Here is a 25,630-nt window from a genome sequence, read left to right on the forward strand (position 1 = left end):
TTTTCAAACCTCTCCTCCAATGGACAACTTATCCAGAAGGTTACTGCAAGCGTCGTGCGCCGTTGCCCTCACCGCCGCAATCGCCTCCCCGGCTCAGGCGCAAAGCACGCGTAAGGACCTCAAAACCGGCAACAAGTTCTTCGAGCAGGAAAACTACCGCGCTGCCCTGCCTTACTACGAAAAGGTATTGGCCAAAGACCCGAACAACGCCAAAGCGCTGTTCAACGCCGGCATTTCCTACATGTCGTTCGACAAGGAGAAGGCCAGCGACTACATCTACAAAGCGCAGAAGCTGAAGCCGAAAGTTTCGAAAGACGTGGAATACTGGCTCGGCCGGGTTGACCACCTCAACTACAACTTCGACGAGGCCGTGGCTCACTTCCAGGCCTACAACGCCACGCTGAAGAAAAACGACCAGCGCAAAGAGGAGTTGGCGCAGTGGATTCAGCACAGCAAAAACGCGAAAATCCAGTTCAACTCGCCCAAGGATATCTTCGTGAAGAACCTGGGCCCCACTATCAACACGCAATTCTCGGAGCACAGCCCCGTGATTTCGTCGGATGATAAAATCCTCATCTTCACCTCGCGTGGCGAAGCCGTAACCGGCGCTACCGGCAGCGTGAGCGACAAAAAGAACAAGAGCGTTGCCGCCGACGGTGAGTACTATGAAGACATCTTCGAAGCCACCCGCGTTGACGACGAGAACTGGCAGAAGCCCCGCTCGCTGAGCGGCGTGCTGAACGGCAAAGGCCACGATGCCTCGATTCAGTTGTTCGACAACGACACCAAGATGTTGATGTACCGCAACGACAACAACGGTGACATCTTCGTGACCGACAAAACTGGTGGCGACTGGTCGGCTCCCAAACCCCTGGACGGCAACATCAACTCGAAAGCTTTTGAGTCGGATGCCTTCATCACGCCAGACGGCCTGACCATTTACTTCTCGACCGGTAAATACTCGGAAGATGGCACGCTGGACCTCTACACTTCTACCCGCACCTCTACTGGTTCGGACTGGGGTACGGCTCGTTCGCTCGGTGCTAACATCAATACCAAGTACGACGACGACAGCCCCTACCTGAGCAAGGACGGCAAGACGCTGTACTTCTCGTCGCGCGGCCACAACACCATGGGCGGCTACGACATCTTCAAGTCGGAGTACGACGAAGCCGGCCGCAAGTGGGGACCGGCCCAGAACATGGGCTACCCCGTGAACACGCCGGACGATGACTCCTACTACCGCCTGAGCCCCGATGGCTCATACGCTTACCTGAGCTCGTACCGCATCGGCGGCTACGGTGAGAAGGATATCTACACCATCAACTACATCAAAAACGCCAACATCGTTGGTAAGGTGTTCTCGTCGAAAGACAGCACCACGGTAATTCCGGGTGTGGAGCTGGTATTCAGCGGTTCGCAGGCTGATAAAACGGCCCTGAGCTTCCGCGATATTACCAAGCCGGATGGCGCTTACCAGGTGGCTGTGCTTTCGGGCCGTACCTACCAGGTAGCTGTTAGCAAGGATGGTAAGCCGATTGAGACGCAGGAATTTGCCGTGCCGGTATCGACGAACGACTCGACGACCATCACGAAGAATTTCTACATCAACTACGTAGATACTACGGCGAACAACATGTTCGCTACCAAGAACATCTACTTCGATACCGACAAGTACAAGCTGCGTCCGGAGTCGATTAAGACCCTGAACGAAATCAGCCAGGTGCTGACGGCTAACCCCGGCATCAACATCTCGGTTGAAGGCCATTGCGACTCGCGTAACACCGACGAGTACAACATGGTACTCGGCCAGAACCGCGCTAACGCGGCCTTCAACTACCTGAAGAAGCAGGGCGTTGCTGAGGCTCGTATGACGACCGTGAGCTACGGCGAGCGTCGTCCTGCCGCGCCGAACGATTCGCCCGAGAATATGCAGCTTAACCGTCGCGACGAGTTCAAGGTGGTTCTGAAGGAAGGCGAATCGATGCCGACCATGACGGCTCCGACCAGCGGCACCGGCACCGGCATGAGCGGTTCCTCGACGACCACGACCACCACGGCTGTTCCGCTGACCCCCGGCAAGAGCAAAGTGAAAATGGCCGACGGCACCAAGGTGAAAACCAAAGTGGACGAGGACTCGGATAAAGTGAAGGTTAAAACCAAAGGCTCGGCCGGCGACAAATCGAAGACCATCACCAAAGACGGTGAACTCGACGCGAAAGCCAAGGATGCCAACGGTGAAAAAACCAAGGTAAAAGCTAAGAACTAATTATCGTTCAGGCTACTAAGTTGGGAAGCGGGCCGGGCAATTTGTCCGGCCCGCTTTTATTATCAAGCGTTTCGGAATGCTGTTTTTCTTTTATGGCAGTGTCCGCTAACAAACCAGCCCGATTGGGCGTTGGGGGAGAACAATTTTCCCGCTTCATTAACGTTCTTTGCGCCCGCACATGGCCGTCGTACCCTACAAAGACAATTCCGCCGACAAGAAATCGCAGGTTGCCCAGATGTTTAACTCCATCGCGGGCAAGTACGATTTCCTCAATCATTTCCTCAGCGCAGGCACCGACATTTACTGGCGGCGCAAAGCGGTGGACGAGCTGAAAACCCTGCGCCCGGCCCGCATTCTAGACATTGCCACCGGCACCGCCGATTTTGCCATTGAAACGCTGCGAGCCGCCGCGCCCAATGCCCAGGTGACTGGCGTCGACATTTCGGAAGGAATGCTGGAGGTGGGCCGGCGCAAGCTAGCCGCCAAGGGCCTGGGCCATCGCATTCAGCTGGAGCTCGGCGACTCGGAAAACCTGCCGTTTGAAGACGGTGAGTTTGATGCGGTGACGGCTTCGTTTGGGGTGCGCAACTTTGCACATCTTGAAAAGGGCCTTTCCGAAATGCGGCGCGTGCTGCGGCCGGGGGGGAAACTTGTTATCCTGGAATTCAGTAAGCCCAGTGCTTTTCCCTTAAAGCAAGCGTATAACTTTTACTTCCGTCGGGTACTGCCGGTTTTTGGTAAGATGATTTCCAAAGACCAGTCGGCGTACACTTACTTGCCGGCCTCGGTGCAGGCCTTCCCCGACGGCCCCGATTTCCTGGCAATTCTGACCAAAGTCGGCTTCAAAGAACCTGCATGGCAACCACTCACCTTCGGCATAAGCTCCATTTACACCGCGCAGAAGTAAAGCGCCTGATGCTGCTGGGCTTGCTGGCGCTGCTGCTGCCCACGGCGGCCATGGCGCAGCGCAAAGCTCAGTCGCGGGCCAACCGGGGCAAAAACGGTACGCTCAAATCCATCACGGTGAACAATCTGCCGGGCTACGATGACCGGTGGTTTCACCCGGGCATGTACATCAGCGGCTCCGCTTCGCGGTTCGTGATTGAGCAGTCGAGTGCCTATATCTCCAGTCAGAACGTGACGGCCAATTCCATCTACAGCCCGAGCCTGGGCGTGGGTTTTATTGCCGATGCGCGGATTGGTGGACCTCGTTCGCCGTTTATTTTCCGCTTTGCGCCGGGGGTTAACTTCCTGACGCGGAAAGTGGAATTTACGCCGCGCAATTACCCGGCACGGGACTCGGTGGTGACGCAAGAAGTGACCTCGACGGTGGTGCAGTTTCCGCTGCTGATTAAGTATCAGTCGGACCGGCGACGCAACTCGCGGATGTATATGATTGCCGGCATCAACCCTAGTGTCACGGCCAGCAACCGCCGTAGCGACCCATTGCGCAACCAACTCAAGGCGCTCGGCAGCGACCTGACGTTGGAATATGGCGTGGGTCTGGATTTGTTTTATCCGCTGTTTAAGCTGGCCCCGGAAATACGATTTTCACACGGACTGAAGAACCTGCTGGTGGGGCACAATGACGTGTTCAGCAACAGCCTGCAAAGCATCAGCACCAATTCGGTGACGCTGTACATTAACATTCAAAACTAAAATTCGGGTAGTCGGTATTGGGTATTCGGTAGTTGGACAAAAGCATTCTGACTACCGAATATCCACTACCGACTACCTTTTACAATACCATGAAAACTGCATTCGTAACCGGCGCGTCATCGGGCATTGGCCGGGCTACGGCGGTGGCACTGGCCAAGGCCGGATATCAACTGGTAGTGACCGGGCGGCGGCGCGAACGGCTCGATGAACTGGCGGCGGAACTGGCCCCGGTGCCGGTGCATGTGCTCACGTTCGACGTGCGCGACCGGGCGGCGGTAGATGCGGCGGTAGAGACCTTGCCCGAGGCACTGCGTGCGCCCGATGTGCTGGTGAACAACGCCGGCGGTGCCCACGGCCTGAACCCCATCCAGGCCGGCGACCCGGCCGACTGGGACCAGATGCTGGATGCCAACGTGCGCGGCCTGCTGAACGTGACCCACGCGCTGCTGCCGGGCATGACGGCCCGCCAAACGGGCTTTATTCTGAATATTGGCTCCATTGCCGGGCAGGAGGCTTATGCCAACGGCAACGTGTACTGCGCCACCAAGGCCGCCGTGCAAATGCTTACCAAAACCATGCGCCTCGACTTGCTGCCTACCGGCGTGCGGGTGGCCGAGGTGAACCCAGGAGCAGTGGAAACCGAGTTTTCGCAGGTGCGCTTTAAGGGCGATGAGGCGCGGGCGGCGAAGGTGTACGAAGGCTTCGAGCCGCTGAAGCCGGAGGATATTGCCGAGGTGATTGTATTTATGGTGACCCGGCCGCCGCACGTGACCATTGCAGAGGTGCTGGTGCTGGCGGGCGCGCAGGGCGCGGCTACTACGATTAACCGGAAGTAATTCGCTTCAAATAGAAAAGGCCCGCCGGTTGCGCAAATGCGCAACCGGCGGGCCTTTTCTATTATCCTGAGACGGCTAGCTTTTCTAGGATGGAACGGTTTAGCTCGTGCTTTCCGGCGAAAGTGAGCAACTGCGCGTCGGCCCCGAATTGCTGTAGTAGCTGCTGTTGCTGTTGGGCCTGGGCCGTGGAAATGTACTCGTCATCGGAGCCGATGACGACGGAAACCGGCAAACCCTGGAGGAGCTGTTGCACGGCACCGGGAGCAACATCCTCGGGGAAGCCGCCGGCCCAGAGAATGAGGTGAGCGGGCCGGAAAGCCGCCTGCGCCAGCCAACGGCCCACGGTGGCCGTGCCTTGAGAAAAACCCAGCACGGTGACTTGCACCTCGGGCGGACACTGCGGCAGCACGGCGGCGGCCAGTTGGTTGAGGAAACCAATGTGGTCGTCGATTTCGTGCAGGCGGTCGTCGCGGGTCATCCAGCTGGCGCCTACGCGGCCGCCGTTGCCGCTGAGGTAAAAGCGGGAAAGGCCTTCGGGGGCGATGATGACGGTGGTGGGGTCGGCGTCGGCCAGAAAGGCGAAGTGACGGATGAAATACGCCGCCAATTGCCCATAGCCGTGGCAGATGAACCACACGCGCCGCGTTTGGGGTGATAATTCACCCAGTTGCTGATAGCGGGCGGTGCGGGCAACGGTTAGGTGGCGCTCCATGAAATAGTAGCGACGGCTACCGGCTACCCGGCGGGCGGCAGGTCATCGGCCGAAAAGCAGAAGGGCATGAGGGCGCTGAGGGTATTGAAGCGCAGGATGGTGCCGTCGCGGCTGGGCAGCAGCAGCGGGATGGGCTGGCCCTGGCGGGTCTCGTATTCCAGCATCACCTGGCGGCAGGCCCCGCAGGGCATGGCCGGGCCAAACTCGCCGTGGCCGGGGCGGGCGGCCACGGCCATGCCCACGATGGGCGCGTGGCCGGGCTGGGCGGCGGCGAGGCCAAACAGGGCCGTGCGCTCGGCGCAGAGGCCCGAGGGATAGGCGGCGTTTTCCTGGTTGGTGCCCTTGAAAATGGTGCCATCGGCGAGGAGCAGGGCGGCCCCGACGTGGAAGCCGGAATAGGGGGCGTAGGCGTGCGTGGTGGCATCGCGGGCGGCTTGCCAGGTGGTTTGCTCGGCGGGGGTGAGGTCGGTAGCGGCGTCCAGCTCTTCGAAGTCAATAAGCTGCTGGCGGGAATTGCGGGCCATGCGGATGGGATTAGGGGGCGGCGAAGGTAATACGGAACAGGGGATAAGGGATAGAAAATAAGAAAGAAAGGAATAGGGGGCAGGGGAAAATGGGCTCGGTGGGAAGGAGTTCTCCCGCCTTAATAATTCACCAGTGTCCTCTCCCTTATCCCTTATTCCCCATATTTGCCGCATGACTTCCCGCCTTTTGCTTCTCGGGGCCGGCCGCTCGGCCTCGTCCCTCATTCAGTACCTGCTGCGCCACGCGCCCACCGAAAACTGGTTCCTGACCGTGGCCGATGTGAACCCGGCGCACCTGGTGCCGGTGCTGGCCGCCCACACCGAGTACGCCCGCGCCGTGCCCTTTTCCACCGATAACGAGGCGCAGCTGGAAGAGCTGGTGAGCCAGGCCGATGCCGTGATTTCGATGCTGCCGGCCGCCCTGCACCCCGTGGTGGCGCGGGCCTGCGTGCGCCACGGCCGCCACCTGGCCACGGCCAGCTACGTGAGCCCCGAGATTCGGGCGCTGCACGAGGAGGCCCAGGCGGCGGGCGTGACGCTGCTCATGGAATGCGGGCTCGACCCCGGCCTCGACCACATGTCGGCCATGCGGGCCATTGCCCATATCCGGCAGCGTGGGGGCATCATTACGAGTTTCAAAAGCTACTGCGGCGGCCTGCTGGCCCCGGCGGCGGAGGGCGACAATCCGTGGAAATACAAGTTCACCTGGAACCCGCGCAACGTGGTGCTAGCGGGCCAGAGCACGGCCAAGTTCCTCGAAAACGGCCTGCCGCGCTTCATTCCCTACCAGCAGCTCTTTGCCCGCACCGAAACGCTGGCGGTGCCCGAATACGGCGACTTTGAAGGCTACGCCAACCGCGACTCGCTGAGCTACCGCGCGCCGTATGGGTTGGAAGATATCCCGACCATCCTGCGCGGCACGCTGCGGCGGCCGGGCTACTGCGCCGCCTGGCACGCGCTGGTGCGCCTGGGCCTGACCGATGATGCGGTGAACCTCGACAACCCCGAAACCATGACCTGGGCCGAGCTGGTGGCCGCCTACCTGCCCGCCTCCCACATTCCGCACCTCGACCTGGCCCAGCGCACGGCTACCTACCTCGGCCTGAACCCCGCCGGTGAAGAAATGGACCGCCTGAGCTGGCTGGGCCTGTTTTCGGACCGGCCCGTGGGCCATGCCCACGCCACGCCCGCCCAGCTGCTGGAGCGCCTGCTGGCCGAAAAGTGGCAGCTCCAGCCCCACGACCATGACCTGATTGTGATGCAGCACCTCTTCGAGTTTGAGCTGTCCGGCACCATGCACCGCCTCACCTCCTCGCTGGCCGTGGAGGGCGACGACGCCACCCACACCGGCATGGCCAAAACCGTGGGCCTGCCCTTGGGCATGGCCGTTCGCCGCCTGCTGCGCGGCGAAGTGCCCCAGCGCGGCGTGCTCATTCCGGTGCAGGCGGATTTGTACGAGCCGATTCTGGACGAGCTGGCGGCGTATTACGGCATTGTCTTCCACGAGGAAGAAGCGTAGTGGCTTTCGCCGGGCAATACGCGCTGGCAACCAGGCGTTGGAGCGCGGTATGATGTCGCTATGGGCTTATTTGCGGTTGCGTGTCCGGCTGCTGGGCCGGTTGCTGCGCGAAATCGGGCTGCTGCGACTGGCGCTGCTGGCTCCGGTGCTGCTGGCGGCCGGGGGCCGGGGCTTGATACTGGCAGCCCCGCACCCGCAGGGCCAATGGGCAGTACCAATACTCACGTTCCTAACACTGGGGTCGGCCCACCGCCAGCGGGCCGACTTACGCTTTCTGTTCATTAGCGCGCCGCACTTTCGGCGCTGGCTGGCCGTGGAATACCTGCTGCTGGCGCTGCCTCTGGCATTAGTACTGGCTATTTTCAACGACTGGGGTGCGGCCCTGCTGACGCTGATGCTGCCCGCCACGGCGGCCCTGTTGCCGGCGGCCCGCGACAGCCGCAGCACGCAACACCGCGCCCGCAGCCTGTTTCGGAGCGAGGCGTTTGAGTGGGTGAGCGGGCTGCGCGGCGGGGGCCTCTGGGCCTGGCCGGTGCTATTGGCCGGGGCGCTGTGGCAGCACGCCTCGCCGCTGGGGCCGGGCGTGGCACTGGTAGCGTGGCTGCTGGTACTGCTGGCCTGCTACGGCACCCCCGAGCCCGTGACCATGCTGGTGCTGGCGGCCCACACACCGGTGCAGTTTCTACGGCGGCGGTTGGGGCTGGGTGTGGTCTACGCGGCGCTTACGGCGGCGCCGTTTTTCTGGCTGCTGGCGGCGGGGCCGGCCGGCGTGGGCGGCACGGTAGCGGTGGGTGTGTTCTGGCTGGGGCTGGTGGCGCTGCTGATTCTCACCAAATATGCCTTCTATCCCAATGCCACGCATATTCGCACCACGCAGGCGCTGGTGGTGGGCGTAGCGCTCACGCTATTTGCCCATCCGGTATACCCGGTGCTCTTGCTGGTGGCGGTGGGCGGCTTGATTTGGCAAAGCCAGCGGCGACTGCGGGCGGTGATAGGGATGGTGAGTTAAGAGGTAAAAGCCAGGAGTTAAGAGCTGACTGATGACTTGATGTGACGACCTTTTTTTGATTGAATGGTATGCTGGAAATTGTTAATCTGCGCAAGGCCTACGGCTCGCACGTTGTGCTGCACGATGTTAGCCTGAACCTGCTTCCCGGCACCATTCATGGCTTGGTGGGAGCCAATGGCGCGGGCAAAACCACGCTCATCAACTGCCTTTACGGGCTGGAAAACGACTTCATCGGCACCATCCACGATACGGCGGGGCCGGCCGTGCGCGAGCACACGGGCCTGCTGCCCTATGAGCCGTATTTCTACCCGCGCCTCACCGGGCGCGAGTATCTGGAGTTTTGCCTGCAGGCGCGGGGCCGCACCATCACGGATTTTGTGGGCTGGAACCAAATCCTGGAACTGCCCCTCGACCAGTACGCCGACGAATACTCGGCCGGGATGCGCAAGAAGCTGGCCCTGCTTGCGCTGCTGGTGCAGCAATTCGACTACCTTATTCTCGATGAGCCCTTCAACGGCCTCGACCTCGAAGCCAACCTGCTGCTGAAGGCCATCCTGAAGCGCCTGCGTGACCGGGGTACGGGTATTCTGCTCACCTCGCACATCCTGGGGGCCCTCACCGAAACCTGCGATGAAATCTCGGTGCTGGTAGATGGGCGGGTGCAGCGGCACTATGCTGCCAATGAGTTCGGCACGCTGGAGCACGACTTGCTCGATAGCCTGCACCGCGAAAAGCTGGGCCTGCTGGCCGGGTTGGTGTAGCGCTACAGCGCCAGATAAAACCCCGCCAGTAGCGCCCGAAAATCCGCCGAATACTCCGCGTCATTTTCCGCCGTGCGGATAATCAGCGCCGTTTCCCGCAACACCGCCGCCTCCCGTCGAAACCCGGTGATGTGCCGCAATGCTTTGCTGCCGGGGCGGTGCCGTACCACCAGCCGCGTGGTTGCGTGCAATCCTGCTACCGCCGCTACCTGCTCGAATGCCCGCATCTCGGGCGGTGGCAGCAGCACGGTGAGCAAGCCCACTGGCGAGAGAAAATCCGCCGCAAAAGCCGCTAATGCTTCAAAAGAAAGCGAGTCGGCCGCCTCGTGGCGGGCGGTGCTGCGGGCCGCATCCGGCGAGCGGAGCGACTGCCGGAAAAACGGCGGGTTGCAAACAATGTGGCTAAATAGTTCGGGCCGCGTGGCCACATAATCAGCCAAACTCATGGCCCGCACGTCAATGCGCCCGGCCCACGGGCTGGCCGCTGCATTGGCCGCCGCTTGAGTAGCGGCTGCCGCGTCAATCTCCACCGCTTCGATTGCGACGGTGGGGTGGCGCTGGGCGGCCATGAGGGCCAGTAGGCCCGTGCCGGTGCCAATGTCCAGCAGGCGGGTAGCGCCGGTGAGGTCGGCGGCCGCGCCCAGCAGGCAGGCGTCGGTGCTCACCTTCATGGCGCAAGCGCCTTGCTCAATGCGGAACTGCTGGAACTGGAAATAGTCGTTGGGCATGAAACGGCTACAGCAGGGATTTGGTGGCCTCGATGGCCTCGTACCCCTCATCCACCAGCAGGCCTTTGCCCAGCGCGCTTTGTACGGCCAGCACGTCGCAGCGCTCGTTTTCGGCGTGGCCGGCGTGCCCTTTTATCCAGTGGAAAGTGACTTTGCGCTGCTTGTAGATGCGCAGGAAACGCCGCCACAGGTCCTCGTTGGCCTTCTTGCCGAAATCAGACTTCGCAGCCCAGCCGAATACCCATTTCTTCTCCACGGCATCGACCACATATTTCGAGTCGGACACGACACGGATGGGCAGGTCGGGGCGCGTCACGGCTTCGAGGCCGACAATCACGGCCAGCAGCTCCATGCGGTTGTTGGTGGTGCGGCGGAAGCCCTGGGTGAGCTCTTTCTCGTGGGGGCCGTAGCGCAGAATGGCGCCGTAGCCGCCCGGGCCGGGGTTGCCGCGGGCCGAGCCGTCGGTGAACAGATGAATCATCTTAAAAATTAGCCTTGAATAACTTGATGGCAATGGCCAGCAGAATCACGCCGAACACGCGGCGCAGCACGTCCTCGCCGGCTTTGCCGAGCTGGCGCTCAATCCAGGGGCTGGTTTTGAGCACGGCGTAGACGAACACGAGGTTGAGCAGGATGCCGACCAGGATGTTGGGCAGCGTGTAGGCGGCGCGCAGCGAGAGCAGCGTGGTCATGGTGCCGGCCCCGGTGATAAGCGGAAACGCCAGCGGCACGATGGAGCCGGTGCTGGCCGTGAGGTCGGAATGAAAAAGCTGGATGCCGAGTATCATTTCGAGCCCAATGAGGAAGATGATGACCGCGCCCGCCAGCGCAAAACTCTCGTTATCGACCCCAAACAACCGCAAAATGCTCTGGCCCAGAAACAGGAAGGCCACCATCAAACAGCCCGCCACGAAGGTGGCCAGCTCGGCCTTAATTTGCCCTTCGCGCTGCCGAATTTGGATGATTATCGGGATGGAGCCCACGATGTCAATCACCGCGAAGAGCGTGAGCGTGACGGAGAAGATTTGCTGGAGATTGAGCATGGGGAGGTTGCTTTAGGTAGGGGCGGGGCCTGCCCCCGCCCGCCGTTCGCGCCGTTGCAACGATTCCGTGCAACGGCGGGCGGGGGCAGGCCCCGCCCCTACAGCATATTATCCAGGGTATTCCTTCGCGAAAAACTGCACCAGGGCTTCCATTGCCGCATCGGGCACGGCGGGGAAGTTGGCGATGCGGATGGTGGTGTTTTTGAGCGGGCCGTAGCCGCTGCCCAGCTGCAGGCCCGCTTCCTTGGCTTTGGCTTTGATTTCCTCAATCAACCCGGCCTCGCCGCGCAGGCCGATGACGGTGGTGGAGCGGGTTTCGTAGTTGTGAATGAGGGGCGTGAGCGGGGTGGCCTGCTCGAAGAAGGCGTAGAGCTTTTCGGCGCGGTCGGCGAGGTGCTGGTGCACAGTTTTGATGGGCTCGCGGTCGGCCAGCACGCGGCTCATGAGGTAAATGCCCAGCACGTTGGGTGTGTAGTTGGTCTGGTGGTTGAGCATCTGGCTCAGCATGGCGGGCAGCGCGTTGTAGTGGGCGCGGTCGTTCACGAGCTTGGCCTGGGCCACGGCGCGGGGCGATAAAATCATCACGCCCAGGCCGGCGGGCAGCCCGAAGCACTTCTGCACCGAGCCGTACCAGATGTCGGCCTTGATGTATTTCAGGTTCAGACCGGCCAGCGAGCTGGTGGCATCCACGGCTAGCAGCGCCCCGCCGAGGCGGTTGTAGAGGTTCAGGATGAAGCCTTCACGGAGCTGGGTGGCGGTGCTGGTTTCGTTCTGGGTGATGCAGACGAGGTCGGTATCATCGGGGGCGAAGGGCAGGCTGGCGATGTCGGGCAGCTCATCGAGCCCGAAGCTGAGGCCCGTGCTGGCCGGCCGGATGGCCTTGGCGTACTTGTACCACTTCTCGCCGAAGTCGCCATTATAAAGGTGGAACGAGCGGCGGGGGGTGAGGCTCTGGGCCAGGATTTCCCAGCACTCGGTGGCCGAGCCGGTGAACAGGACGGTGTAGTCCTGCGGCACGTTGAGCTTGGCTTTGAGGTCGGCCACGGTCTGGCGGACCAGGGCGGTCACTTTTTCGGAGCGGTGCGGGGCCGAGAGCCAGCCCTCGTCAAAGGCATCGGTGAGGTACTGCCGAACGGCGGGATATACGGCCGAAGGCCCGGGATTGAAAGTATACATGAGGAAGAAAGGCTAGAGGAGAGGGGCGCCGCCGCCGCAAAGGTAGCGGCTACGGAAAGTGCCACGAGAATGATTTTACGGCGCAATGGTCGTTCCAACGCCAAAACATTCTTCCCATTGCTTCACCCCCGGTTTCCAGCTCTTTGCCGACTGTTTACACCTCTTAGCTAATAGTTTCAGCCATTTTGTTTCCTGTTTCTACTGCTTAGCTATTGCCTTCTACCTCTTTGTCGTTTGTTTCCAGTGTTAAGCTACTTTTTTCAAGCATAATGCTACTATTTTCCATATCATAGTTGCGGTTTTTCACTGATGGAAAACCGCAACTATGATATAACAAACCGCCGCATGATGCTGGAAACTGATAGCAAAAAGCCGGAAATCATCTTCATTACCCCGGAAACCGATAACTATCAGTCATCAGACCCGAAAGCCCACCCGTTTGGGCGTCTGGTTCACGAACCACTGCACGGCGAGACGGTAGCTTTCGAGCCCGAAGCCGCTGATGCTGCCGGCGCAGTGCCGCCCAAAGAGGCTTTTCTGGCGGAAGTCCTCGCGGGCGTGCAGGTTGCTCAGGTGCACCTCCACCACGGGCGCGCTGATGGCGGCCACGGCATCGGCCAGGGCCACGCTGGTGTGGGTATAGCCCCCGGCGTTGAGCACGATGCCGTGGTGAATGAAGCCGACTTCGTGCAGCTTGTCGAGAATCGCGCCCTCGTGGTTGGATTGAAACTGCGTGAGCTTCACTTGCGGGAAGGCTTCTTCGAGCTCGGGGAAAAAGTCTTCGAAGGAGCGGTTGCCGTAGATGCCGGGCTCGCGGCGGCCGAGCAGGTTGAGGTTGGGGCCGTTTATTATCAGGAGGTCCACTTTAATTATGAATTAGAAATTATGAATTATGAATTGGGGGTGGCGTTTGTTTTTGCATTGGTTTTGGTCGAAAGCAGGATGCTGGACAGCAGCTTGCTGATTTCGAGATTATGGATGTGAATAGAATCAAAAGCCTCAGTGGGCAAAAAGTCGTTGTCATGCAGTAGGCGCAGCCAGTAGGAGGTTTCCCGCGCTTCCTTTGCAGCGATATTGAGCTTGTTGATGAAGTCGGCAGTAGAGCTGGCCGCCAGTGCCTCCTCTACATTGGCCCCAATGGAAGTGCCACTTCGGAGGAGTTGTTTTGATAGCACGAACTCCCGTTGCTCGCCTACCAGATACTTGTAAGCCTTAATAATGCGCGAAGCAAACGCATACGACTTCTGCTGAATAATATTCTCCTTCATCCCGCAAATAACTCATAATTCATAATTCCGAATTTATAATTAAATATGACCTGGCCAATTTCTATTAAGCAATTCGACGGCTACCTGCGCCTCGAAAAATCCCTCTCGCCCAACTCCGTGGAGGCCTATGTGCGCGACATCACCAAGCTCCAGCAGTTTCTCATTATTCAAAAGCTGCACGTCGGCCCCACGCAGGTGAGCACCGAAGTGCTGCGCGAATTCCTCAACACCCTGCAAGGGCTGGGCCTGAGCGCTACCTCGCAGGCCCGCACACTCTCGGGCCTGAAGGCGTTTTTCAGCTTCCTCATCATGGAAGACCTGCTGAAACTTGACCCCACCGATACTCTCGAAGCCCCCAAAACCGGCCGCCACCTGCCCGATACCCTCAGTTACCCCGAAGTAGAGCAGCTTCTGGCCGCCATCGACCTGAGCACCGACGAAGGCCTGCGCACCCGCGCCCTGCTCGAAGTGCTCTACTCGTCCGGCCTGCGCGTGAGCGAGCTCTGCGACCTGCGCCTGAGCAACATCTATACTGACGAAGGCTTTATGAAAGTAGTGGGCAAGGGCAACAAGGAGCGCCTCGTGCCCGTGGGCCGCGAAGCCCTCAAGCACCTCAACTTCTACCTCAGCGGCGTGCGCGGGCATTTGGATATCAAGCCGGGAAGCGAAGATTTCGCTTTCCTGAGCAAGAATGGCCGGCCGTTGTCCCGCATCACGGTCTTCACCACCCTCAAGAAACTGGCCGAGCAGGCGGGGCTGCGCAAAACCATCAGCCCGCACACGCTGCGCCATTCCTTCGCCACCCATTTGATAGAAGGAGGGGCCGACCTGCGCGCCGTGCAGGAGATGCTGGGCCACGCCAGCATCACGACCACCGAGATTTATACGCACTTAGATAGAGACTTTCTGCGGCAGGTGATTACCGAGTTTCATCCGCGCAGTTAGGATGGGGTGGGGGAGGGATGCCGAACGAAACTCCCCTCCTTACCAAGGAGGGGACGCTGGCGCGAAGCGGCAGCTGGGGTGGTTGTGGCGTCTGCATCAGTTATTACGGAATGTAGCCTTACAAAAACTGCGCAACGCCCACAACCACCCCCGTCCGAGGCTGCGCCTCGAACATCCCCTCCTTGGTAAGGAGGGGAGTTGTCGTTCCGATACCTCGATTTAATTCATCTGTCCGTTTACCGCCCGCATTGTGTAAATTTGACCTTTCTGCACCCGTCGAATGGCCGATAATCGTTATAAAAACCCTCCCGCCGGCCCCTCGGCTAACCGCCCGAACGAGCCCAAGGCCAACCGGCGCAACGAGCCGCGCCCCAACGGCCCGGCCCCCGAGCCCGCTCCCGCCGCCCGCCCAGAGCCCCGCCCCGCCGCCGCCAACGTGCCCAAAGCCGCCCGCGCCGCCCAACAAGCCCCCATTGCCAAACCCGCCAAGCCGCCCCGCGCCCCTCGCGGCCCCCTGCCCGGCGTAGGCAACCTGCTGAGCCTGCTGCGCGACCGTCGTTTCCACCTTTTCGTGGGCTTCGGGCTGCTGCTGGGCAGCCTCTATCTCACCATCGCCTTCACCTCCTTCCTCTTCACCGGCCACGCCGACCAGAGCGTGGTGGGGGCCATGAGCACCATCCCGGTGCGGGAAGCCGGGGCCGAATCGCACAACTGGCTGGGCCTGCTCGGGGCCTGGGCCGCCGAGCTGTTCATCTACAAACTGTTTGGGGTGGCGGCGTTCGCACTCATTCCCATCGTGTTTTTCCTGGGGTATAAGATTGTGTTCCGCGCCGCGCCGGTTTCGGTGAGCTACATCCTGGCGCTGGGCCTGTTCAGCATGGCCTGGCTGAGCATTTTGCTCGGCTACGTGGTGGTGTCGTTGGCTGCGCCGGGGGCTGACCCCGTGCTTGCTCACCGCCTCGATTTCCTGTGCGGTGGCGTGGGTTTTGAAGCTGCTTCCTGGCTCGACAGCCTCATCGGCTGGGGCACGGTGCTGTTGCTGGCCTTCGCCCTGATATCGTTCGTGGTGTTCTTTTTCAACGTCACCAGCCTCAACCTGGGCCGCTTCCGCAGCCTCAGCACCGAGGACGATGCCGACGAAGACGCCGAGCTGGAAGCCGAAATTGCCGCCGAGCAGGCTGCGGCGGTGGCCCCTCCGGTTGCTCCCGCCGCCCCGGCCATGACGCTGAAAACCCGCCCGGCCGCGCCGGAGATTACGGCTACTACTTCCGCCACAGTTGCGGCCGGCGGTATGCAGGCCGCCGGCCCTTCTTTGGAACTTGATGAGGATGACGACACCGATGAGGCTTCGGTATTTGTAAAAGAATATGAGCCGGCCCCCCGGCCCGGCGCTGGACTGCCACTGGCCGTGGCCGGCGCAGTGGTTGCACCAGCGGCGGGAGCAGCTATGGGCGCGGCTACTTCGGCTGCAGCCGCCGCTTCGACGGTAGCAGCCGCGTTGCCGCTGGCCGTTTCTGGCCCGTCGTTCTCCATCGAAATGCCAACGGCGGAGGAGGAATTGGCCGTAGTAACTAGCGTGCCCGCGTCCACCATTCCCACGCCGCTTTCGCTGGCTGATTTGGCCGATGGCGACGCGCCCTTGCCGGCTTCGCGCCCTGTGCTGCCAATGCCTGCCGCCCGCCCGCTCGAAATCACCGTGCCCGGCCGCGACGACCTCGACCCCAACGCCGGGGCCGACATCGCCGCCGTGGCCGATGAGGACGAAGATGCCGACGCCATGCCTGCCGGCAACTACGACCCCACGCTGGACCTCGCGCGCTTCCAGTTCCCCACCCTGGAGCTGCTCAACGACTACGGCATCGCCAAGGCCCAGGTAACCAAGGAAGAACTCGAAGCCAACAAAGACCGCATCGTGGAGACGCTGGGGCACTACGGCATCAGCATCGCCAGTATTAAAGCCACTATCGGCCCTACGGTTACGCTCTATGAAATCGTGCCTGAGGCCGGTGTGCGTATCTCCAAAATCAAGGCCTTGGAAGATGATATCGCGCTGAGTCTGGCCGCGCTCGGCATTCGTATCATCGCGCCAATTCCGGGCAAGGGCACCATTGGTATCGAGGTGCCGAATACGAAGAAGGAAATGGTGAGCATCCGCTCGGTGCTGGGCTCGGAAAAGTTCGCCAAGACCGAAATGGACCTGCCCATTGCCTTCGGCCGTACCATCACCAACGAAGTATTCGTGGCCGATTTGGCCAAAATGCCCCACTTGCTGATGGCCGGGGCCACGGGTCAGGGCAAGTCGGTGGGCTTGAACGTGATTCTGGCCTCGCTGCTCTACAAGCGCCACCCCGCCACGCTGAAATTCGTGCTCGTCGACCCCAAAAAGGTGGAATTGAGCATTTTCAATAAGATTGAGCGCCACTACCTGGCCAAGCTGCCCGACACCGACGAGGCCATCATCACCGACACCAAGAAGGTGGTGAACACGCTGAATTCGCTCTGCATGGAGATGGACCGGCGCTATGACCTCCTCAAAGAAGCCGGCTGCCGCAACCTCAAGGAGTATAACGCCAAGTTCATTGAGCGCCGCCTCAACCCCAAGAAAGGCCACCGCTTCCTGCCCTTCATCGTGCTGGTAATCGACGAGCTGGCCGACCTCATGATGACGGCCGGCAAGGAAGTGGAAACGCCTATTGCCCGTCTCGCGCAGCTGGCCCGCGCCATCGGCATTCACCTCATCGTGGCCACCCAGCGCCCTTCGGTGAACGTGATTACCGGCATCATCAAGGCCAACTTCCCCTGCCGCATCTCCTTCAAGGTGACCAGCAAAATCGACTCGCGCACCATCCTGGACACCGGCGGGGCCGACCAGCTCATCGGCCAGGGCGACATGCTGTTCTCGGCCGGGTCCGACCTGATTCGGGTGCAGTGCGCCTTCATCGACACGCCGGAAGTGGACCGCGTCTGTGACTTCATCGGCGAGCAGCAGGGCTACTCCGATGCCTACCTGCTGCCCGAAGTTGCCGGGGCCGACGGCGATGCCGGCAGTGGCAACGAGGAAATGGACCCCTCGGAGCGCGACTCCATGTTTGAGGACGCGGCCCGCTGCATCGTGCTGCACCAGCAGGGCAGCACCTCGCTTTTGCAGCGCAAGCTCAAGCTGGGCTACAACCGTGCTGGCCGTTTGATTGACCAATTGCAGCATGCCGGCATCGTGGGACCGTTCGAGGGCAGCAAGGCCCGCGATGTACTTATTCCGGATGAGTATCAATTGGAGCAATTACTCAATTCCATGAAATAGCGCCGAATGGCACGAGTACCGCGAAATTTTATTTCGCGGTACTCGTGCCGAGGTAGCTTTTTTTTCTTCATCGGCGCTTCATTGGCATTTTGGCCGGACGTTTGTTAAACGAAATCCGTATGAGGCTTTTCAAGCCCAGCACTAGCGTCTTTTGAACTCTCTTCTTCTAATGAAAAAATCAATTTCTTTCCTGTTGCTCGCGGTTTCGCTGGCCTTGCCCGCCGCCGCCCAGCAGGACCCCAAGGCCGGTAAAATTCTCGACCAGATGAGCGCCAAATACCAGGCGCTGAAAGCCTTTCAGGCTACTTTTACCCAAACGCTGGAAAACCCCAGCGCTAAAGTGAAGCAGAACATCAACGGCGACATTGTGGTGAGCGGCCAGAAATTCCGCCTCAAAATCAGCGGCCAGGAAGTCATCAACGACGGCAAAACCACCTGGACCTACCTGAAGAACGAAAACGAGGTGAACATCTCCGATTCGGACCCGGATTCGCAGGAAATGTCGCCTTCCCAGATTTATACGATGTATAAAAAGGGCTATAAGTACAACTACGTGCAGCAGGTGACGGAAAGCGGCGAGCCGCTCGACGTGATTGAGCTGGCCCCCGAAAACCGCCAGAATGACGTGTTCAAAGTACGGTTGAAGGTGCGGAAGAAGGACGCGTCGGTGAAAAGCTGGCAGATGTTCAAGAAAAACGGCAACCAGTACACCTTCCTCATCAAAAACTTCAAGCCCAACCCGCCCACCGATGCCGGTACGTTTGCCTTCGACAAGGCCAAGTACAAAGGCGTGAAGGTAGTGGACCTGCGCTAATCTTCGGAAATAACGTGATTTGAGAAACGGCCCGCTTCGAAAGAGGCGGGCCGTTTTACATTTGCCCCATGCGCGAAGATTTCTACCACTACGTCTGGCAGCACCAGTATTTTGATAAGGCCGACCTGCGCACGGCCGACGGCGAGGAAATCCAGGTATTGAAGCCCGGCCACCGCAACGCCGACGCCGGCCCCGATTTTCTGAATGCCCGCCTGCGCGTGGGCGACGTGGAGTGGAATGGCGCGGTAGAAATCCACCTCCGCGCCTCCGACTGGACCCGCCATAACCACCAAATCGACCCCAAATACGACCAGGTAATTCTGCACGTAGTGGGCCAGCACGATGCCGACGTGGCCCGCACCAATGGCAGCCTGATTCCCGCGCTGGCCCTGCAAACCCGCCTCGCCCCCGAGTTGCTGACGCGCTACCAGGCCCTGGTGGATGCGCCCGCCGCCGCGCCCTTGCCCTGCGCTCCGCTGCTTAATCTGGTGCCCGAAATCACCCGCACGATGATGGCCGAGCGCGCCCTGCTGGAGCGCGTGGAGCGTAAAGCCGACGACGTGATGGCCCTGCACCAACACCTCGGGCAGGACTGGGAGGCCACCGCCTACCACGCGCTGATGGCCGCTTTCGGCTTCCAGAAAAATAGCGAGCCACTGGCCCGTCTGGCCAAATCCCTGCCGCTGGCCGTGTTGCGCCGCCACCGCCACGACCAGCGTCAGCTCGAAGCCCTGCTATTCGGGCAAGCCGGATTCCTGGTTGATAATGAGGAGACTGTCACCGATGACTACATCCGGGACTTGAGGCAGGAATATGAGTTTCTGCGGCACAAATACAGCCTGGCGGATGCCGCCCTGGCCGTACATGAGTGGAACTACCTGCGTCTGCGGCCGGCCAACTTTCCGCCCGTGCGGCTGGGCCAGCTGGTGGGCTTGCTCCATGCCCGGCCGGCCTTGTTCGATGCCTTGCTCACGGCTCAAAGCGTGGCCGCGCTGACGGAATTTTTCCAGGCACCCGCGCCGGCGTACTGGCGGGCGCACTTCCGGCCCGGCCGGCCGGGCAAGGTGCCGGGCCTCGGCAAAAGCAGCATCGACCTGCTCATCACCAACGTGGTGGTGCCGCTGCGCGTGGCCTATGCCCGCTACGTAGGCAAACCCGAGGTAGTAGAAAGCAGCGTGGCCCTGCTGAGCGAGCTGCCGGCTGAGCACAACCAATACACCGACGTGTACGCAGACCTGGGCTTTGCCCACCGCACAGCGGCCGACTCGCAGGGCCTGCTGGCATTGCATAAATCTTATTGTGCCCCGCGCCGCTGCCTGCACTGCGCCATCGGCAGCCGGCTGGTGCAACAACCCCGCGTGGTCCGGTGAAAATAGCACTGGCCATTTTGCTCAATGCGGGCCTGCTGGCCGGGCTGCTGCCGTGGCTGTGGCGGCAGTGGCGCGAGGCCCCGGCCGCTTGGTGGCGGGCTGCGTTGGTGATGGGCCTGGGGGGGCGCATAGCCATGGGCCTGATGCGCAACTGGGATTTGCAGCTTGATGCCAAGTTCATGAATGACCTGAGCCAGCCCATCACGGCGCAGCTCTGGGCGCATCCGGCCCAGGCCTGGCAGACGCTTACGCAAGCCGTGACGCTCATTCATATCATCAATTACACAGCTGTTTTTCAGGGATTTTCCAATACTTGGTTCTTCATCAAAGTGCTGGCGTTTCTGAACCTATTTTCGGGCGGCATGGGCTGGCTGAACGGATTCTACCTGAGCCTGTTCACGTTTGTGAGCAGTTGGCAATTGGTGCGGGTGCTGGCCCGGGTATTCCCGGCCACGCCGCCTGGGGCAGGGGCGGTGGCGTTTTTGCTGTGGCCATCGGTGTGGTTCTGGGCCACGGGGCTGAGCAAGGAATCACTGTTAGTCGGCACCGGAGCATGGCTGACGGCGTTGGTGCTGGAACGGCTGTATGATGAGCCCGGGCATCGGCCACCCGCCCCCTGGTGGAGCCGGGCCGGCTGGTGGCTGGCTGTCGTACTATTGGCCTACGTCCACTTCAAAATGCGCTACTTTTTTGCCGCGCCGCTGCTGGCCGTGCTGGTGGGCATAGCGCTGGTGCGTGGCCTGCAGGTGCGCGGGCTGGCGCGGACCCGCTGGGCGCAGGCCGTGGCGCTGCTGGCGGTGCTGGGCTCCGGCCTGTGGATGGCCCAACAGATGAGCGTGGCCTTCAGCGTGAATAAATTTACCAACCAGGTGGTGCGCGTGTACACCTCCGACCTGCCCAAACTGGTGGGACGGCCCCATTTCGAATACCCCGACCTGCGCCCCACGCTGGAAAGCGTGCTGAGCTACGCCCCGCTGGCCGTGGCCAATACCCTCACGCGACCCTACCTGGGCGAGTCCCGCGACCTGCGGCTAGCCGCCGCCGGGGCCGAAAACCTGCTCCTGTTGGTCGTGGTGATGGTGGCCGCCGTGGGTGCGGTGCGGGGCCGGGCAGGCCACCTGCCGTTTGTGCTGGGGCTGGGGCTGGTGATTTTTTGCATCGTACTGGCGGCTTTGATGGGGCTGACGACGCCCAACCTGGGCTCGCTGCACCGCTACCGCAGCGACCTGATGCCCTACCTGGTGCTGCTGCTGCTGCAAAACGGCTATGCGGCGGCGGCGTTACGGCGGCTTGGATTTCGGGACAAATAGCCCTTGGTCCAATCCTCACGTCGTTCCAAAATCACCCCTGCGGCGCGTGCCGTACCTTTGCACGTCCGGGCCTGGCCGCGGCGCAATTTGCGGCCCGCCGGCCCGGCCTCCCTCATCCGAATTCCCTCCATGGAAAACCCCGTTATCATTCTTGGTGCCCAAACCGTGGGCACCGCCGCCCTCGACGCGTTTCTTTCCAACGACGTGGTCGTGTACTGTATGCTCGACGACGATAAAAAGCTGCAAGGCACCGAGCTGCTCGATGTGCCCGTGATGGGCAATACCGACGACGGCGAGTTGCTGAAACTCCTCGGCAAGAAGTGCGAAGTTTTCGTGGCCACCGAAGACACCGCCAGCCGCCGCAGCCTCACCCAGATGCTACGCACCGAGTACGAAGCTGTGCCCGTAAACGCCATCCACGAGCGCGCCAGCGTGTCGAACCACGCCACTCTGGGCCACGGCAACTACATCGGCCCCAACGCCGTGGTAGCCGCCACCGCCACCCTCGGCGATGGCTGCCTGGTGGGCGCCAACGCTGTGGTAGAAGCCCGCGCCACCGTGGGTGACTACGCCCAACTGGGCAGCGGTGCCCTGCTCGGAGCCGATACCAAAGTAGGCGAACAAGCCTTCATCGGTGCCGGTGCCGTGGTAGTGGCCGGCGTGAAAATCGGCGACAAGGCCCGCGTCGGGGCCGGCTCGGTGGTAGTGGCCGACGTGGCCAACGGCCAGACGGTATTCGGCAACCCGGCAGTGAAAGTCTGAAGAGAATTATGAGTTATGAATTAGAAATTATGAATGCCTGGTTAGCGCGTTACTCATAATCTCTAATTCATAACTCATAATTTAAAATTCATAATTAAATATGTATCAGGTTCTTCTTTACTATTGCTATACGCCGCTCGAAAACCCTGAGCAGTTCCGCGATGAGCACCACCGCTTGTGCCTGGCGCTGGATTTGCGCGGGCGCATCATCGTAGCGGCCGAGGGGCTGAACGGCACGGTATCGGGCACGCGCGAAAGCTGCGCCGCCTACATGGCCGCCGTGAAAGCCGACCCGCGCTTCGCCGCGCTGGAGTTCAAGGTGGACGACGTGGAAGCTCACACCTTCCAGAAGCTGCACGTGCGGGTGAAATCCGAAATCGTGCACAGTAGCCTGCACCATGTGCGGCCCCACGAGAAAACCGGCCAGCATCTTTCGCCCGAAGAATTCAAAGCCCTGAAGGACCGCGACGATGTGGTGGTGGTCGACGTGCGCTCTGACTACGAGTATAACCTCGGCCGTTTCAAAAACGCGGTGACGCTGGATATCGAGAATTTCCGCGATTTCCCCGACCGCATCGAGCGCCTCAAGGAGTTCAAGGATAAGAAAATCCTGACCTACTGCACCGGCGGCGTGAAGTGCGAAAAAGCCAGCGCCTACCTTCTAGAGCAGGGTTTCGAGAACGTGTACCAGCTGCACGGCGGCATCATCAAGTACGGCATTGAGGCCGGAGGCGAGGATTTCGACGGTCAGTGCTACGTGTTCGACAACCGCGTGGCCGTTGACGTGAACCGCGTGAACCCCACCGTGATATCGCGCTGCCACCACTGCCATCAGCCCAGCGCCCGCCTCATCAACTGCGCCAACCCGCACTGTAACGCCCACCTGCCACTCTGCGAAAGCTGCGGCGAAACCCTGCAAGGAGCCTGCTCCGAAGCCTGCGCCCAGCATCCCGACATGCGCGTGTACGACGGTACCGGCACCTACCCCAAGCTCAGCAACCACTATAACCCGGCCCAGGGCCTCGCTTCCTACAAAGCCTGAATTTAGTAGTCTGTATTGAATAGTCAGTGGCGGTATTTGCTGTCAATTTTCTTTTCTTGCCGATTATTCCGCTGTCTGATTTCTGACTACTCAACACCGACCACGATGTCAATTCCCAATTCCGAGCTCATCCTCAATCCCGACGGCAGCATTTACCACCTCAATCTGCTGCCCGACCACATTTCCGACACCATCCTCACCGTGGGCGACCCGGCGCGGGTGGCTCAGGTCAGCCGGCATTTCGATTCAGTTGAGTTCGAAACTACGCACCGCGAATTCGTGACCCACGTGGGCTACTACCGCGGCAAGCGCCTCACCGTGCTCAGCACCGGTATGGGCACCGACAACATCGACATCGTGATGAACGAGCTTGATGCGCTGGTCAACATCGATTTCATGGCCCGTGAAGTGCGTCCCGCCGAGGAGCGCCTGAGCCTGCGCATCATCCGGCTGGGCACCAGCGGCAGCCTGCAGGCCGATGTGCCCATCGGCACCATGCTGGCCACCGAGCACGCCGTGGGCCTCGACAGCCTCATGCAATTCTACCCCCTCATGGAAACCGGCCTCGAAACCGAAGTAGCCACCGAGCTGCAAAAGAGCCTGGGCCTGTCCTTCACGCCCTACGTGGTGCGCGGCTCCGACCTGCTGCGCGAGCAGTTGGGCGCGGGCATGACCATGGGCAACACGCTCACTTGCCCCGGCTTCTACGGCCCCCAGGGCCGCAGCCTGCGCCTGCCCCTGCGCCAGCCCGACTATATCTCCCGCCTCCAGAATTTCCGCCACCAGAGCGGCGAAGGCGAATTCCGTCTCAGCAATTTCGAGATGGAAACGGCCGGCTACTATTCCTTGGGCCGCCTGCTGGGCCATGAGGTGTTGTCGTTGAACGCCATCGTGGCCAACCGCGCCACCGGCGAGTTCGCCGAGAATGCCGGTGCCGTGGTTGATGCCATGATTGAGCGCACACTCCAGCACTTGGTGGCGAAGTAAGGGCAGGAGAGCTGCAAAGGCAGTACCAGCCAGAACAAATAAAAACGGTCATGCTGAGCGCAGCCGAAGCATCTCTACCGCAATAGTAAATGAATACTTGCGTGGCAGAAATACTTCGGCTGCGCTCAGCATGACCGTTCTGCTTTTCTTTTTGGCCGAAATCGACTAATAAAAATCGAATCCCAGCACCGCCCGCAACGGCAGCGAGGAGCCAGATTTCAATGTAAGATGCTCGGCATCGGCGGCCCAGATGGTGGTGGCCACGCGCTTGGTCGCGCCGTCGGCCGTCTGGAAATAGATGTCGAGCTTGCCGTGGTAGGCGTTGCCCAGGGTCACGGCGCGGTCGGCATCGGCGCGGCGGCGCTGGCGGTCGGCTTCGTTGGGCAGCACATCGTCGTGGCCGAAGTGCATGGTGGCTATTTCTTCCTTCTCAACAATCTCAACAGTATCAGTAGGATAGGTAAAAGACATGGCGGTAATAGGTAAGCGGGTGGGTGGAGGAGATGGGGGCAAAGTGCCCCCATTGGTCTATCCAAACGATAAACTACCCGCCGAAGTCTGATTTTTCGATGAAAATTTCTAGGGCAGCTGCGCCAGAAATTCCATCGTGTCCACGCGGTCGGCGTACTCGTCCACGCCCGGTGCCTGGGCTTTGCCAAACGGCACGCTGCCCGCAAACCGCCCACTGGCCGACACCACGCACTGCGTCTGGGCCGCCACGTCGGTGAGCTGGTCTACGAGGTCAACTTCGCTGGCATATTCGGTGTAGTGCACCACCGAAATGGGCGACACCAGCGCCGCGTTGCGCGTGAGCAGCAAGAAGCCGGTGTCGTAGTGCGGCACCGCATTCACCAGCAGAATACTCTTGTTGTAGTCGTAGTTATTGTTGTATTTGTGGTGGTTAAGCACATGCTCGAAACCTTGCAGCGCATCGAGCAAAGGCACGAAATCATAGCCCTCGGGCACGAACAACTTGCTCACATTGCGACAGCCGAGGCCGTAGTATTGAAAAATATCCGGCCCCAGCAGGGCCAGTTCCGCGCCGGTTTCCTGGCCCGTGAGCACGGCCACGCTGGTCCGGTTGCGACGGATGAGGTGGGGCCGCTGGCCAAAATAAAACTCAAAGTATCGCGCCGTATTATCCGAGCCGGTGGCGATGAAAGCATCGGCCGCGTTCAGGCGCGGCAGCACTTTGATAAAATCTGTGAAGCGCGGCTCAATCCTCACCAGCTCCTCTATCAGCAAGGTCATCAGCATGGTATCGTCAGCGCTGAGTTTGGCCAGCAGGACGTGGCCGCTGAGCAGCACGCACAGCAGGTCGTGGAAGCCGACCATGGGAATGTTACCGGCCATCACCACGCCTACTTGGTGCACGGTGGTAGGTTCGGTGGGGTAGCGGGCGGCCCAGTGGCGCAGCGGCTCTTCGGCCAGCAGGTGCGCGATGCCGGCCACGGCGGCCGTTACGTTGGGAAGGTCGAACCAGGCATTTTGGTTGCGGGCGCGGGCCGCTAGGGTGGTCAGCTCATCGGTAGAAAGTGTGGTGAGGCGCTGGCCGAGGGCCACAAATGCCGCTAGGCGTTCGGAATGATTCATGA

The 25,630-nt window shown here is 60.8% G+C and carries 25 protein-coding genes; 15 read left to right on the forward strand and 10 right to left on the reverse strand.

Annotation, left to right across the window (positions count from 1 at the left end):
- Positions 1-19: 19 nt before the first annotated feature.
- The 4 genes from ACYU70_RS02155 to ACYU70_RS02170 all read left to right on the forward strand — a co-directional run bounded on the left by ACYU70_RS02155 (position 20) and on the right by ACYU70_RS02170 (position 4,764).
- Positions 20-2,269: an OmpA family protein gene (locus ACYU70_RS02155; protein ID WP_342297797.1), complete on the forward strand. Its 2,250-nt coding sequence runs from the start codon at positions 20-22 to the stop codon at positions 2,267-2,269.
- 178 nt (positions 2,270-2,447) lie between these two features.
- Positions 2,448-3,176 (forward strand): bifunctional demethylmenaquinone methyltransferase/2-methoxy-6-polyprenyl-1,4-benzoquinol methylase UbiE, encoded by a 729-nt coding sequence (gene ubiE / locus ACYU70_RS02160; protein ID WP_342297795.1) that lies wholly within the window; start codon positions 2,448-2,450, stop codon positions 3,174-3,176.
- Complete coding sequence (porT, locus tag ACYU70_RS02165) at positions 3,125-3,928, forward strand: type IX secretion/gliding motility protein PorT/SprT (protein ID WP_342297793.1); 804 nt, start codon at positions 3,125-3,127, stop codon at positions 3,926-3,928. Before ubiE ends, porT begins: the two co-directional genes overlap by 52 nt.
- Positions 3,929-4,017: 89 nt before the next feature.
- A complete protein-coding gene (locus ACYU70_RS02170) occupies positions 4,018-4,764 on the forward strand; it encodes an SDR family NAD(P)-dependent oxidoreductase (protein WP_460615875.1) in 747 nt (248 codons plus the stop codon).
- A gap of 61 nt (positions 4,765-4,825) precedes the next feature.
- Here the strand turns inward: ACYU70_RS02170 and ACYU70_RS02175 are convergent, their stop codons facing one another.
- Together ACYU70_RS02175 and cdd are read right to left on the reverse strand one after the other, a co-directional pair.
- Positions 4,826-5,476, reverse strand: coding sequence for an alpha/beta hydrolase (locus ACYU70_RS02175; RefSeq protein ID WP_342300818.1), 651 nt, complete (start codon positions 5,474-5,476; stop codon positions 4,826-4,828).
- A 23-nt stretch (positions 5,477-5,499) separates the two neighbouring features.
- Entirely contained in the window at positions 5,500-6,000 is a 501-nt protein-coding gene (gene cdd / locus ACYU70_RS02180; protein ID WP_342300817.1) for a cytidine deaminase, read from the reverse strand.
- A gap of 172 nt (positions 6,001-6,172) precedes the next feature.
- Between cdd and ACYU70_RS02185 the strand changes: the two genes are divergently transcribed.
- The 3 genes from ACYU70_RS02185 (at position 6,173) to ACYU70_RS02195 (ending at position 9,289) form a co-directional block, all read left to right on the forward strand.
- Positions 6,173-7,519 (forward strand): saccharopine dehydrogenase family protein, encoded by a 1,347-nt coding sequence (locus ACYU70_RS02185; RefSeq protein ID WP_342300814.1) that lies wholly within the window; start codon positions 6,173-6,175, stop codon positions 7,517-7,519.
- A gap of 70 nt (positions 7,520-7,589) precedes the next feature.
- A complete protein-coding gene (locus ACYU70_RS02190; RefSeq protein WP_342300812.1) occupies positions 7,590-8,528 on the forward strand; it encodes a hypothetical protein in 939 nt (312 codons plus the stop codon).
- A gap of 68 nt (positions 8,529-8,596) precedes the next feature.
- The gene (locus tag ACYU70_RS02195) at positions 8,597-9,289 is read left to right on the forward strand and encodes an ATP-binding cassette domain-containing protein (RefSeq protein WP_342300811.1); all 693 of its coding nucleotides are present in this window, start codon (positions 8,597-8,599) and stop codon (positions 9,287-9,289) included.
- Between the two features lie 2 nt (positions 9,290-9,291).
- Here ACYU70_RS02195 and ACYU70_RS02200 read toward each other — a convergent pair whose 3' ends face one another.
- The 6 genes from ACYU70_RS02200 to ACYU70_RS02225 form a co-directional block, all read right to left on the reverse strand.
- Positions 9,292-10,017 (reverse strand): tRNA1(Val) (adenine(37)-N6)-methyltransferase, encoded by a 726-nt coding sequence (locus ACYU70_RS02200; RefSeq protein ID WP_342300810.1) that lies wholly within the window; start codon positions 10,015-10,017, stop codon positions 9,292-9,294.
- A 7-nt stretch (positions 10,018-10,024) separates the two neighbouring features.
- Positions 10,025-10,498 (reverse strand): ribonuclease HI, encoded by a 474-nt coding sequence (rnhA, locus tag ACYU70_RS02205; protein WP_342300809.1) that lies wholly within the window; start codon positions 10,496-10,498, stop codon positions 10,025-10,027.
- Position 10,499: 1 nt separating this feature from the next.
- Positions 10,500-11,060, reverse strand: coding sequence for a MarC family protein (locus tag ACYU70_RS02210; RefSeq protein WP_241934125.1), 561 nt, complete (start codon positions 11,058-11,060; stop codon positions 10,500-10,502).
- A gap of 108 nt (positions 11,061-11,168) precedes the next feature.
- Entirely contained in the window at positions 11,169-12,236 is a 1,068-nt protein-coding gene (locus ACYU70_RS02215) for an aminotransferase class V-fold PLP-dependent enzyme (protein ID WP_342300807.1), read from the reverse strand.
- A gap of 417 nt (positions 12,237-12,653) precedes the next feature.
- Positions 12,654-13,100: a type II 3-dehydroquinate dehydratase gene (aroQ, locus tag ACYU70_RS02220; RefSeq protein WP_342300806.1), complete on the reverse strand. Its 447-nt coding sequence runs from the start codon at positions 13,098-13,100 to the stop codon at positions 12,654-12,656.
- A gap of 26 nt (positions 13,101-13,126) precedes the next feature.
- Positions 13,127-13,504, reverse strand: coding sequence for a four helix bundle protein (locus ACYU70_RS02225; RefSeq protein WP_342300805.1), 378 nt, complete (start codon positions 13,502-13,504; stop codon positions 13,127-13,129).
- Between the two features lie 45 nt (positions 13,505-13,549).
- Between ACYU70_RS02225 and xerD the strand changes: the two genes are divergently transcribed.
- The 8 genes from xerD to ACYU70_RS02265 all read left to right on the forward strand — a co-directional run bounded on the left by xerD (position 13,550) and on the right by ACYU70_RS02265 (position 24,035).
- Positions 13,550-14,449 (forward strand): site-specific tyrosine recombinase XerD, encoded by a 900-nt coding sequence (xerD, locus tag ACYU70_RS02230; protein WP_342300804.1) that lies wholly within the window; start codon positions 13,550-13,552, stop codon positions 14,447-14,449.
- Positions 14,450-14,729: 280 nt separating this feature from the next.
- Positions 14,730-17,750 carry an FtsK/SpoIIIE family DNA translocase gene (locus ACYU70_RS02235; RefSeq protein ID WP_342300802.1) on the forward strand — a complete coding sequence of 1,007 codons (3,021 nt, stop codon included), beginning with the start codon at positions 14,730-14,732 and terminating at the stop codon, positions 17,748-17,750.
- A gap of 169 nt (positions 17,751-17,919) precedes the next feature.
- Positions 17,920-18,564: a LolA family protein gene (locus ACYU70_RS02240; RefSeq protein WP_342300800.1), complete on the forward strand. Its 645-nt coding sequence runs from the start codon at positions 17,920-17,922 to the stop codon at positions 18,562-18,564.
- Positions 18,565-18,632: 68 nt separating this feature from the next.
- Positions 18,633-19,934, forward strand: coding sequence for a DUF2851 family protein (locus ACYU70_RS02245; protein ID WP_342300799.1), 1,302 nt, complete (start codon positions 18,633-18,635; stop codon positions 19,932-19,934).
- Complete coding sequence (locus ACYU70_RS02250) at positions 19,931-21,244, forward strand: hypothetical protein (RefSeq protein WP_342300797.1); 1,314 nt, start codon at positions 19,931-19,933, stop codon at positions 21,242-21,244. Before ACYU70_RS02245 ends, ACYU70_RS02250 begins: the two co-directional genes overlap by 4 nt.
- Before the next feature lie 129 nt (positions 21,245-21,373).
- Positions 21,374-22,006 carry a NeuD/PglB/VioB family sugar acetyltransferase gene (locus tag ACYU70_RS02255; RefSeq protein WP_342300795.1) on the forward strand — a complete coding sequence of 211 codons (633 nt, stop codon included), beginning with the start codon at positions 21,374-21,376 and terminating at the stop codon, positions 22,004-22,006.
- 100 nt (positions 22,007-22,106) lie between these two features.
- Entirely contained in the window at positions 22,107-23,048 is a 942-nt protein-coding gene (gene trhO, locus ACYU70_RS02260) for an oxygen-dependent tRNA uridine(34) hydroxylase TrhO (RefSeq protein ID WP_342300793.1), read from the forward strand.
- 105 nt (positions 23,049-23,153) lie between these two features.
- The gene (locus ACYU70_RS02265; RefSeq protein ID WP_342300792.1) at positions 23,154-24,035 is read left to right on the forward strand and encodes a nucleoside phosphorylase; all 882 of its coding nucleotides are present in this window, start codon (positions 23,154-23,156) and stop codon (positions 24,033-24,035) included.
- Positions 24,036-24,200: 165 nt separating this feature from the next.
- Here the strand turns inward: ACYU70_RS02265 and ACYU70_RS02270 are convergent, their stop codons facing one another.
- Positions 24,201-24,506 (reverse strand): hypothetical protein, encoded by a 306-nt coding sequence (locus ACYU70_RS02270; protein WP_342300790.1) that lies wholly within the window; start codon positions 24,504-24,506, stop codon positions 24,201-24,203.
- Positions 24,507-24,614: 108 nt separating this feature from the next.
- Entirely contained in the window at positions 24,615-25,628 is a 1,014-nt protein-coding gene (locus ACYU70_RS02275) for an acyl-CoA reductase (RefSeq protein WP_342300788.1), read from the reverse strand.
- Positions 25,629-25,630 lie beyond the last annotated feature (2 nt).

The sequence above is a fragment of the Hymenobacter segetis genome (genome assembly GCF_054776495.1).

Coding starts and splice junctions, on each gene's coding strand:
- ACYU70_RS02155 (WP_342297797.1), top strand. CDS start 20: ATGGACAACTTATCCAGAAGGTTACTGCAAGCGTCGTGCGCCGTTGCC.
- ubiE (WP_342297795.1), top strand. CDS start 2,448: ATGGCCGTCGTACCCTACAAAGACAATTCCGCCGACAAGAAATCGCAG.
- porT (WP_342297793.1), top strand. CDS start 3,125: ATGGCAACCACTCACCTTCGGCATAAGCTCCATTTACACCGCGCAGAA.
- ACYU70_RS02170 (WP_460615875.1), top strand. CDS start 4,018: ATGAAAACTGCATTCGTAACCGGCGCGTCATCGGGCATTGGCCGGGCT.
- ACYU70_RS02175 (WP_342300818.1), bottom strand. CDS start 5,476: ATGGAGCGCCACCTAACCGTTGCCCGCACCGCCCGCTATCAGCAACTG.
- cdd (WP_342300817.1), bottom strand. CDS start 6,000: ATGGCCCGCAATTCCCGCCAGCAGCTTATTGACTTCGAAGAGCTGGAC.
- ACYU70_RS02185 (WP_342300814.1), top strand. CDS start 6,173: ATGACTTCCCGCCTTTTGCTTCTCGGGGCCGGCCGCTCGGCCTCGTCC.
- ACYU70_RS02195 (WP_342300811.1), top strand. CDS start 8,597: ATGCTGGAAATTGTTAATCTGCGCAAGGCCTACGGCTCGCACGTTGTG.
- ACYU70_RS02200 (WP_342300810.1), bottom strand. CDS start 10,017: ATGCCCAACGACTATTTCCAGTTCCAGCAGTTCCGCATTGAGCAAGGC.
- rnhA (WP_342300809.1), bottom strand. CDS start 10,498: ATGATTCATCTGTTCACCGACGGCTCGGCCCGCGGCAACCCCGGCCCG.
- ACYU70_RS02210 (WP_241934125.1), bottom strand. CDS start 11,060: ATGCTCAATCTCCAGCAAATCTTCTCCGTCACGCTCACGCTCTTCGCG.
- ACYU70_RS02215 (WP_342300807.1), bottom strand. CDS start 12,236: ATGTATACTTTCAATCCCGGGCCTTCGGCCGTATATCCCGCCGTTCGG.
- ACYU70_RS02225 (WP_342300805.1), bottom strand. CDS start 13,504: ATGAAGGAGAATATTATTCAGCAGAAGTCGTATGCGTTTGCTTCGCGC.
- xerD (WP_342300804.1), top strand. CDS start 13,550: ATGACCTGGCCAATTTCTATTAAGCAATTCGACGGCTACCTGCGCCTC.
- ACYU70_RS02235 (WP_342300802.1), top strand. CDS start 14,730: ATGGCCGATAATCGTTATAAAAACCCTCCCGCCGGCCCCTCGGCTAAC.
- ACYU70_RS02240 (WP_342300800.1), top strand. CDS start 17,920: ATGAAAAAATCAATTTCTTTCCTGTTGCTCGCGGTTTCGCTGGCCTTG.
- ACYU70_RS02245 (WP_342300799.1), top strand. CDS start 18,633: ATGCGCGAAGATTTCTACCACTACGTCTGGCAGCACCAGTATTTTGAT.
- ACYU70_RS02255 (WP_342300795.1), top strand. CDS start 21,374: ATGGAAAACCCCGTTATCATTCTTGGTGCCCAAACCGTGGGCACCGCC.
- trhO (WP_342300793.1), top strand. CDS start 22,107: ATGTATCAGGTTCTTCTTTACTATTGCTATACGCCGCTCGAAAACCCT.
- ACYU70_RS02265 (WP_342300792.1), top strand. CDS start 23,154: ATGTCAATTCCCAATTCCGAGCTCATCCTCAATCCCGACGGCAGCATT.
- ACYU70_RS02270 (WP_342300790.1), bottom strand. CDS start 24,506: ATGTCTTTTACCTATCCTACTGATACTGTTGAGATTGTTGAGAAGGAA.
- ACYU70_RS02275 (WP_342300788.1), bottom strand. CDS start 25,628: ATGAATCATTCCGAACGCCTAGCGGCATTTGTGGCCCTCGGCCAGCGC.